This window comes from Streptomyces sp. NPDC127084 (genome assembly GCF_042724175.1).
In the GTDB taxonomy this organism is placed as follows: Bacteria; Actinomycetota; Actinomycetes; order Streptomycetales; family Streptomycetaceae; genus Streptomyces.
Genome location: NZ_JBHXFA010000055.1, coordinates 3,497 through 13,274 on the forward strand (window position 1 = coordinate 3,497; position 9,778 = coordinate 13,274).

Genomic DNA, 9,778 nt, shown 5'->3' on the forward strand with positions numbered 1-9,778 from the left:
CGTGCCGGCCTCGGCGTCTGACCCGGTGGGCCGCTCCCCGCCCCCGGGCGCGCCCGGGGCGCCCCCCCCCCCCGGCGAACGTCATACGAGAGGCGCCAGCTGAACGCAGAGGTCGTTGGCGCCGTTGTAGCGGGGGCCGGCGCGATATCCCGCGGCCTGGTGGGCCGGATAGACGTAGATGTCCTTGCGGTCCCAGATGTCATCGAGGATGCGGGAGATACGCACCTCGCTCGCGTCCCCGGCGGCGGGGCGCAGCCATAGTGTCCACAACCGCTGCTCGACCGGGGCGCTCCCCTCTGCCGCGTCGCCGGTGTCTTCTGCGAGGTCCGCGTACCGCACGGTGCAGCGGAAGCGCTCGGCTTCGCCCGTCACCGCGAAGCCGCGCACCTTGTCCCCGAGCCGCGCCTCGACCCTCGCACCCGCGCCGATCCGCGCCCCGTGCAGAACGCCTGCCACGGTGAAGGCACCCGGCTCGACCTCGATGTCCCCCGCCTCCGCATGGGGTTCTCGCACCCAGGAACGCACCGCGAGCCGACCGTCCGCCATCGGATGCGGCAGCCGCACGGTGACCCGCCCGGTCTCCGGGACCCGGTCGATGAGCGCCCGGAGGTCGCGGACTCCCGCGGCCACCGCGGTGCCGTCGCCGGTGAACGCGTCCCAGTGGCCCTCCGCCAGCTCGACGCTGCCGGAGAGCACCGCGCCCACCCGGCCGTCCCCCCGCTCGATGAGCGGCAGCCGCACAGCGCCGTCCGGGCCTGTGCCCGCACCGCGCCGCCGCAGGACCAGCGCTTCGCCACCGGCCGTGCTTCCCTCCCAGGTGAAGGTGACCGTCCCCGCGGAGTCGGCCACGCAGTCGGCGCGCGGCGGCAGCTGCTCGCCTCCGGCGGCCGTGGTCAGCGTCGTGGACGCGGCGGGCCTGGTCATGCCTTCTTCCCCTTCCGGATCGCGTCGGCGGCCTGGTAGCGCAGCGCGTAGCCGGCGTCGAGCACGGCACCCCTCGATCGGTGCACCACGTCCCGCACGGCACTGCGGCGGTGGTTGCCGCCTCCGGCGGCGACGAGTCCGGCGAACAGCGCCTCATGGCGCTCGGCGATCCGTGCCGGGTCGAAGCGCTCCGAAGCCTTGAGGGCGGCGGCGCCGGCACGCTGCCGCAGGGCGTCGTCGCCGATCAGGCCCAGCAGGGCATCGGCGACCGCGTCCGCGTCGCCGACCGGGACCAGCCGTCCGTCGACCCCGTCCTCGATGATCTCGCCCGGACCGTGCGGGCAGTCGGTGGAGACCACCGGGAGGCCGCAGCGCATCGCCTCCACGATGGTCATCCCGAAGGACTCGATGTTGGAGGTGACGGCGGCGATCGAGCCCTTGGCCCACTCCGGTTCGAGGGGGTTCGCGGGGCCCATCAGGAAGACATGGTTGTGCAGCCCGCGCTGCTCGATCAGGGAGCGCAGGGCAGCGCGTTCGTTGCCGGTCGCGTCACCGGTGCCGTAGATCCTCAGCCGCCAGTCGGGGCGGGCGGCGACGACCTTGGAGAAGGCCTTGACCAGCAGGTCGTACCGCTTGACCTTGGTGAGCCGACCGGCCGCGATCACCAACTTGGCCGCCGGGTCGGCGGGTGCGGCGTGCGGTGCCGGCACGCTGTTGGGCACCGAGGAGATCCGCACCCCGGGCAGCTTCAGCCGGGTGCGGTAGGCCCGGGCGTCCGCCTCGGTGACCGTGGTGACCGCGTCCAGCAGGACGTACCGGTGGGCGATCTCGCGGCGCAGCCGGTAGCCGTGGCTGTCCAGGGTCAGATGCTCCTGGCCGACCCGGACCGGACCGCGGCGGGCCTGGCGGGCGATATGGACGTTCAGCCCGGGACGGGTGCCGACGACGACGTCGGCCTCCAGCGACTTCAGATGCGCGGCGATACGGGCGTCCGTGAGCCGGCTGTACTGCTTCCAGCGGCCGTCGCCCCGCGGGAACACCTTCGCGGGCCGCGTGTAGTCGGGATGGCTCGCGTCGTTGCCGGGACTGCCCTTGCGCAGGTCCACGAGGTGGCGCATGGCCACTCCTGCAGGGGCGCCCAGAGTCGGCTCCTCGCGGTGCCGGAAGACGGAGACGATCTCGACGTCATGACGCTCTGCCAGGACTTGGGCGAGATTGAACGTCGTACGGATGGTGCCTCCGATGCCGTACGCGTTGTGAAGCAGAAAAGAAATGTGCATGCGCTGATGCGCCCCCGTTGTTCCCCCGGTCAAATGTCGGTCTGCGAACGACTCTACTGGGCAGGTCGCACCAATCCGCGCGCCGGGCCGCTGGTTGACGCCGAGTCGGCGCCCCTCCCGGACACACACACGGCAACCGCAGGTGCCGACCTGTTGTTGATCTGTCGACTTGGCGATGTGTCGCCACACCTGCGCCCGGCGCGTGACTCCTTCCACCGCTCACCCGTTGTTCCGTCATGAGCCGGGAACGACCCGGCTCCCAGCCAGCACCGAGTCCGAGGAGCCACCCGTGCCGCGCATGCTCGACGTCAGCGAGGACGTACGCGCCGAGATCGGCGACGAAGAAGCCGACCGGCTGCTCGCCGGCGAGAACGCCCCGGGCAGCTACGACTGCACCTCATGCCGTACCCCGGGCGATTCCGAGCAGGAACGCACCAGCACCGTGCTGTTCGTCGGCGAGGAGACCGCCGTCCTCGCCTTCGCCCACGCCAGCTGCATCCCCTCCCAGGTCGTCCAGGTCTCGGAGGAGCAGCTCAAGGGCGCTGTCCGGTCGATCACCGGTGAGGCCCCGTCACAGGCCGCCGCGCCGACCGCCGGCGCCACGCACGGCTACCCGGCTCCGCACGCGGATCCGGTCGGGCAGCCGACGGCTCCCGAGCCCGCTGTGCTCGGTGTCACCAGCGGACTCGTACTGATCGGCGAGGAGCTGCACCCCGCGCTGGTCGTGGAGCCGACGGGCCCGATCGCCCGCCCTGGCATGGTGGGCGGCGGGGACGACTTCCTGCCGCTGCTGATCGAACAGGGCTTCCTCCCGGTGTCCGCGGTCAACGAGGTGCCGCCGACACTGCACGGCTGGTCGGTGCTGCTCGCCATGGGCCAGCTGCACGCCGTGCTCCAGCCGGGGAACCCCGGTGGCGGTCCGATCGCCTGGTGGCAGGCCCACCAGCCGCTCCAGGTGACCGATGGCTGGCGGGTCGCCGCCAACAAGTCCCACCGGGTGCTGGTGTTCGCCGCTCCGGTGGGCTCCATCGGCCAGCAACCGCGTGAGGACCTGCTGCGCGACGCCCTGGACAAGGCGGCGGCGAACGGCAGGCTGGTGGCCGCCGCCATGCCGCTGGCGGGCACCTGACCTGGCCGGTGCCCTCGCGGGACCCGCGCCGTCCGGAGGAACTCCCCGTGCGCCCCGCGTACCCCCGCCGAACTGCGTTTTCCCCGCGGGGACCGCATCCGACCGGCACGCGGGTCGTTGGCTCATACGTGCAGACATACGACCCCGCCCGAGAGCCCTATCCGAGCCAGAGCCCCGAGGGCACGCCGATCTATGACGCCCTCTACTCCGAGTACCGGCGGTCGTTCCGGGCACTGCCAGGGGACCGCAGCGGCGAGGAGGACTTCGGCTTCAAGGCCTTCGGCGCGGGCCAGAGCAGCGGCTACACCGGATTCGGCTCGGGATTCAGCGGGGACCTGAGCGTCTGGCCGTCGGGAGTCCGACGGCGCACCGGGCAGCATCGCGCACCCGCGGCGCTGCCACCGGCCCCCCGCAGAGGGCTGTGAGGAAGGCGAGTCCACAGCAGGATCAGTGAAGTGGGGGGGGGGGGGGGCGCCCCGCCCCCCCCCCTCGACCGGGTCCTCGGAGGGGGAGTAGTCGACGTCCACGTCGATGCTGGCCACACCGTGCACGGTCAGGGTGGTGGTACCGATCCCGTCGATCCGTACCCCGAGCGCCTCCAGGAAGAAGCACAGGTCCTGGACCATGTAGTTGGACGAGGCGTTGCGGATGACGGTGACGCCGTCGTGGCGTGCGGCGGCGAGCAGCGCGTTCTCGGTCACGGTGTCGCCGCGCTCGGTCAGCACGATCGGGCGCTCGGGGCCGGCCGAGGGTTCCACGACCGCGTGGTACAGGCCCTCGGTGGCGGTGATGTCCAGCCCGAAACGGCGCAGGGCGATCATATGGGGCTCGATCGTACGGGTGCCGAGGTCGCAGCCGCCGGCGTACGGGAGCCGGAAGCGGTCCAGGCGGTGCAGCAGCGGGCCGAGGAACATGATGATCGACCGGGTCCGGCGCGCCGCGTCGGCGTCGATGGCGTCCATGTCCAGCGTGGCGGGCGGCACGATCTCCAGATCCGTGCCGCCGTTGATCCAGCGGGTGCGTACACCGATGGAGTTCAGGACTTCGAGGAGCCGGTAGACCTCCTCGATACGGGCCACCCTGCGCAGCACGGTGCGGCCCTTGTTGAGCAGCGAGGCGCAGAGCAGCGCCACACAGGCGTTCTTGCTGGTCTTGACGTCGATGGCGCCGGACAGCCGGCGCCCACCGACGACGCGCAGATGCATGGGGCCGGCGTACCCGAGGGACACGATCTCGCTGTCGAGCGCCTCGCCGATGCGGGCGATCATCTCAAGGCTGATGTTCTGATTGCCGCGCTCGATGCGGTTGACAGCGCTCTGGCTGGTACCGAGCGCCTCGGCGAGCTGCGTCTGTGTCCAGCCGCGGTGCTGCCGCGCGTCACGGATGAGCTTGCCGATGCGTACGAGGTAGTCGTCTGCCATAGCGGCAGGCTATCTCAGATATGAGATGACCAGTCCAGTGGGGTGGACCGTACGGGTGATGCCCTGTTTTGATGCTCCATTACCTAGCGAACTCGGACAAAAGGGGTGATCTGTTCGGGTGAGGCGCGCACGCTGCCGCTGGAGAATCCTCAGACCATTCCGGCCGCGAGCCGGCGGCGCGCCATGGCCTTCGCGTACAGCAGATGGACGATCGCCTCGGCCGCAAGGATCAGCACGACCAGCCACGGCGCCAGATGTCCGCCCAGCACGATCACCAGGACCGGGATGCCGACGCCCGGCACCGCCCAGACCGCTACGGAACCGACCGGTCTTCCGTAACGGAGCGCGATGGTCGCATGGGTGAGGTGGTACAGCGCCAAGCCCCCGGCCAGGGCGACCAGCGCCCCCTGCGGCAGATGGGCGTGGCCCGCCTCGTCCACGGCCGTGGCGAGGCCGCCGGCCACGCAGATCACCGACGCCGTCACGAAGAAGTGCAGGAAGCCCGCGACGTCACGAGCGAGCACATAGGTGTCGCGGCCCCGCGAGGCGCCCAGCATGAGCTCCACCGAGGTCGCGCCGAAGTCGAAGTACGACCACCAGAGTGCGGCGAGCAGTACGAAGCCGAGCAGCGCCGTGACGCCCGCCTGGAGCGTCCAGGTCTGGTCGGTCGAGGTGATCAGCGCGAGCACCGACTCGCCGAGCACGATGATCACGAAGAGTCCGACCCGCTCCACCAGGTAGCCCGTGTGCAGCTGCCGTGCGATGCCGTTGCCGCGCGCGGTGAGCAGCAGGACCACCTCCGCGACGATGAGCAGTGCCCACATCCCGTACCGCCAGGGCCCCGGCACGAACGCGGAGGCGGCCCACAGTACGCCGGACGCGAGGCAGTAGCCCAACGGCCGCCATTTCGGAACCCGCATCGCCCCGGGCAGCCGGGTCGCCGGCCACCACAGCCCCAGCAGTACCAGCCGGGTTCCGGCGTAGCCGAGCGCGTACGCCGGCCCCCGGTCCCCGGTCGCCTCGGGCACCGCCGCCGCCATGAGGGCCAGGCAGGCCATCGCCGAGAGCATCAGCAGACGGCGGCGTGCGCTGTCGTCGACGAAGAGATTGGCCGCGACCGTGAAGTTAATCCACATCCACCAGGGCGGGAAGTAGAGAGCGAGGAAGACGCCGAAGTCCTGCGGGCTGGGGTTGCCGTGCAGGGAGTGGGACAACTGGGCCGCGAAGGCGACGAATACGAGGTCGAAGAAGAGTTCGAGCCAGTCCGCGTGCCGCTGCTCCGGCGTGGCGCTCTCTGGTGCTTCGGAGGTGGTGGTCACCGGCCTATTGTGCGAGTAGGGCCGGTCTGCTTCGAGTAGGTGGGTGGATACCGCTTCCCGGCGGGCCGTGCGCAGGTCTACGGGTAGGCACTAGGCGGCGGCGTCCGCGCCGGTCCGAACCCGGTGCGGGTTGCTTCCATCGTGTGCGTCAACGGGTCGCGACGGCCGGCCGCGTATCGCTCCTCGGCCGTGCCGTTGAGCATCCTCACTGAAGTCTGCGTGGCTCAACCGGACAGTGGCTTCGCTGATGAGCTGCGGGCTGCGGGTTTTCGGCGCGTTCGCGGTAGCGGCGTGCGGCGGGCCGGATCTCGTCCGCGCGAGGGTTGCGGAGGCGGTCTACCCGGAGCCGCGCCCGATGCGGCCCCGCCCCGCCGACGACGGCTCCGGGCTGGGGGTGGTGCACGGCACAGGGTCGGCATCCTCGACCGGGACTTGCTCCGGGAGGCGGTTCGCGCAGCCCCCTCTCGAGCTGCCCGCATCCACCGAACATGCGCCTGACCTGCGCCGGAACCTCATGCCTCCTGGCGGCGGAGGAGCCCCGGGCCGGGTCGGCCGCTGCCGGATGACGCCCTGACCCGCGTGCTCGCTGCCGGTGAGGCGAAGTGCGATCCGCCGGGCTTCGGCGGGATTCGCTCAATGATCGGTGCGACAGGACAAGGGCGTCCGGGCATGACCGGTCGGCGGTCATGTATTAGAGTTATCTCGACATCGAGATATCTGTGAGAAGGCGTACCGCACCCCTCAAGCATCGCGACCGCTGGTAAGGCTGACCTAACTAAGTCTTACCTTAGCGGATGGGGGGCAGCCACAGGCGGCAGGATGCGGTTCGTACGCGCACATGGAAAAAGGAGACTGTCGTGTCGGCGAACAGCTTCGACGCCCGCAGCACGCTGCGCGTGGGCGACGAGTCGTACGAGATCTTCCGGCTGGACAAGGTCGAGGGCTCCGCCCGCCTTCCCTACAGCCTCAAGGTCCTGCTGGAGAACCTGCTCCGCACCGAGGACGGCGCCAACATCACCGCCGACCACATCCGGGCCCTCGGCGGCTGGGACTCGCAGGCTCAGCCGAGCCAGGAGATCCAGTTCACGCCGGCCCGCGTGATCATGCAGGACTTCACCGGTGTGCCCTGCGTCGTGGACCTCGCCACGATGCGTGAGGCCGTGAAGGAGCTCGGCGGCGACCCGGCGAAAATCAACCCGCTGGCCCCGGCCGAGCTGGTCATCGACCACTCCGTGATCGCCGACAAGTTCGGCACCCCGGACGCCTTCGGCCAGAACGTGGAGCTGGAGTACGGCCGCAACAAGGAGCGCTACCAGTTCCTGCGCTGGGGCCAGACCGCCTTCGACGAGTTCAAGGTCGTCCCGCCCGGCACCGGCATCGTCCACCAGGTGAACATCGAGCACCTGGCCCGCACCGTCATGGTCCGGGGCGGCCAGGCGTACCCCGACACCCTCGTCGGCACCGACTCGCACACCACCATGGTCAACGGCCTCGGTGTGCTGGGCTGGGGCGTCGGCGGTATCGAGGCCGAGGCCGCCATGCTGGGCCAGCCGGTCTCGATGCTCATCCCGCGCGTCGTCGGCTTCAAGCTCACCGGTGAGCTCACGCCCGGCACCACCGCCACCGACCTGGTGCTCACGATCACCGAGATGCTGCGCAAGCACGGCGTCGTCGGCAAGTTCGTCGAGTTCTACGGTGAGGGCGTCGCCGCCACTTCGCTCGCCAACCGCGCCACCATCGGCAACATGTCGCCGGAGTTCGGCTCCACCGCCGCGATCTTCCCGATCGACGGCGAGACCCTGAACTACCTGCGCCTGACCGGCCGCAGCGAGCAGCAGGTCGCGCTGGTCGAGGCGTACGCCAAGGAGCAGGGCCTCTGGCTCGACCCGGCCGCCGAGCCCGACTTCTCCGAGAAGCTGGAGCTCGACCTCTCCACCGTCGTCCCGTCGATCGCCGGCCCGAAGCGCCCGCAGGACCGTATCGTCCTCGCGAACGCCGCCCAGCAGTTCGCCCTGGACGTACGCAACTACGTGGACGACGCCGACGAGGCGGGCAAGGAGTCCTTCCCGGCCTCCGACGCCCCGGCGTCCACCAACGGTGTCCCGTCCCGCCCGACCACGGTCACGGCCCCCGACGGCTCCACGTACGAGATCGACCACGGTGCCGTCACCGTCGCCGCGATCACCTCCTGCACCAACACCTCGAACCCGTACGTCATGGTCGCCGCCGCCCTGGTGGCCAAGAAGGCGGTCGAGAAGGGCCTGACCCGCAAGCCGTGGGTCAAGACCACCCTCGCCCCGGGCTCCAAGGTCGTCACCGACTACTTCGACAAGGCGGGCCTGACCCCGTACCTCGACAAGGTCGGCTTCAACCTGGTCGGCTACGGCTGCACCACCTGCATCGGCAACTCCGGCCCGCTGCCGGAGGAGGTCTCCAAGGCCGTCAACGAGCACGACCTGGCCGTGACCTCGGTGCTCTCCGGCAACCGGAACTTCGAGGGCCGGATCAACCCCGACGTCAAGATGAACTACCTGGCGTCCCCGCCGCTGGTCGTCGCGTACGCCCTCGCGGGCTCCATGAAGGTGGACATCACCCGTGACGCGCTCGGCACCGACACCGAGGGCAACCCGGTCTACCTGAAGGACATCTGGCCCTCCGAGGCCGAGGTCAACGACGTCGTGGCCAACGCCATCGGCGAGGACATGTTCAACAAGTCCTACCAGGACGTCTTCGCGGGCGACGCCCAGTGGCAGGCCCTCCCGATCCCGACCGGCAACACCTTCGAGTGGGACGCCGAGTCGACCTACGTCCGCAAGCCCCCGTACTTCGAGGGCATGACGATGGAGACCACCCCGGTCACCGACATCACCGGTGCCCGCGTGCTGGCCAAGCTGGGCGACTCGGTCACCACCGACCACATCTCCCCGGCCGGTGCGATCAAGGCCGACACCCCGGCCGGCAAGTACCTCACCGAGCACGGTGTGGAGCGTCGTGACTTCAACTCCTACGGCTCGCGCCGAGGCAACCACGAGGTCATGATCCGCGGCACGTTCGCCAACATCCGCCTGCGCAACCAGATCGCGCCGGGCACCGAGGGCGGCTACACCCGCGACTTCACCCAGGCGGACGCCCCGGTGTCGTTCATCTACGACGCCTCCCGCAACTACATCGACCAGGGCATCCCGCTGGTCGTGCTGGCGGGCAAGGAGTACGGCTCCGGCTCGTCCCGCGACTGGGCCGCCAAGGGCACCGCGCTCCTCGGCGTCAAGGCCGTCATCGCCGAGTCGTACGAGCGCATCCACCGCTCGAACCTCATCGGCATGGGCGTCCTCCCGCTCCAGTTCCCGGAGGGCGCCACGGCCGAGTCCCTCGGTCTGACTGGCGAGGAGACCTTCTCCATCGCCGGTGTCACCGAGCTCAACGACGGCACCACGCCGCGTACGGTCAAGGTCAGCACGGACACCGGTATGGAGTTCGACGCGGTGGTCCGCATCGACACCCCCGGTGAGGCGGACTACTACCGCAACGGCGGCATCATGCAGTACGTGCTGCGGAGCCTGATCCGCAAGTAAGCGCGCCGCGGAGCCCGATCCGCTCAGGATCGGTACGAGGATCCGCAGACGAGCGCCGCCGGGGGGCGCGCGGCCCGCGGCCGCGCCCGGTGTCTGGCCGGGGGGGTCGCGCCGCGGGAGCGCGCCCCGTGCC

At 70.4% G+C, this 9,778-nt stretch carries 5 protein-coding genes and 1 pseudogene; 2 read left to right on the forward strand and 4 right to left on the reverse strand.

Annotation, left to right across the window (positions count from 1 at the left end):
• Positions 1 to 81: 81 nt before the first annotated feature.
• Entirely contained in the window at positions 82 to 924 is an 843-nt protein-coding gene (locus tag ACFWI9_RS15295; RefSeq protein WP_387162118.1) for a hypothetical protein, read from the reverse strand.
• A complete protein-coding gene (locus tag ACFWI9_RS15300) occupies positions 921 to 2,204 on the reverse strand; it encodes a glycosyltransferase family 4 protein (protein ID WP_387162120.1) in 1,284 nt (427 codons plus the stop codon). The genes ACFWI9_RS15295 and ACFWI9_RS15300 overlap by 4 nt, the downstream gene beginning before the upstream one ends.
• A gap of 289 nt (positions 2,205 to 2,493) precedes the next feature.
• Here ACFWI9_RS15300 and ACFWI9_RS15305 point away from each other — a divergent pair, with 289 nt between their 5' ends.
• The gene (locus ACFWI9_RS15305) at positions 2,494 to 3,333 is read left to right on the forward strand and encodes a hypothetical protein (protein ID WP_387162121.1); all 840 of its coding nucleotides are present in this window, start codon (positions 2,494 to 2,496) and stop codon (positions 3,331 to 3,333) included.
• Between the two features lie 488 nt (positions 3,334 to 3,821).
• Here ACFWI9_RS15305 and ACFWI9_RS15310 read toward each other — a convergent pair.
• Together ACFWI9_RS15310 and ACFWI9_RS15315 are read right to left on the reverse strand one after the other, a co-directional pair.
• Positions 3,822 to 4,754: pseudogene (locus tag ACFWI9_RS15310) on the reverse strand (helix-turn-helix domain-containing protein); the annotation flags it as partial.
• Positions 4,755 to 4,903: 149 nt separating this feature from the next.
• Positions 4,904 to 6,073: a low temperature requirement protein A gene (locus ACFWI9_RS15315; protein WP_387162123.1), complete on the reverse strand. Its 1,170-nt coding sequence runs from the start codon at positions 6,071 to 6,073 to the stop codon at positions 4,904 to 4,906.
• An 857-nt stretch (positions 6,074 to 6,930) separates the two neighbouring features.
• Here ACFWI9_RS15315 and acnA point away from each other — a divergent pair.
• Complete coding sequence (acnA, locus tag ACFWI9_RS15320) at positions 6,931 to 9,645, forward strand: aconitate hydratase AcnA (RefSeq protein WP_387162125.1); 2,715 nt, start codon at positions 6,931 to 6,933, stop codon at positions 9,643 to 9,645.
• Positions 9,646 to 9,778: the final 133 nt, after the last annotated feature.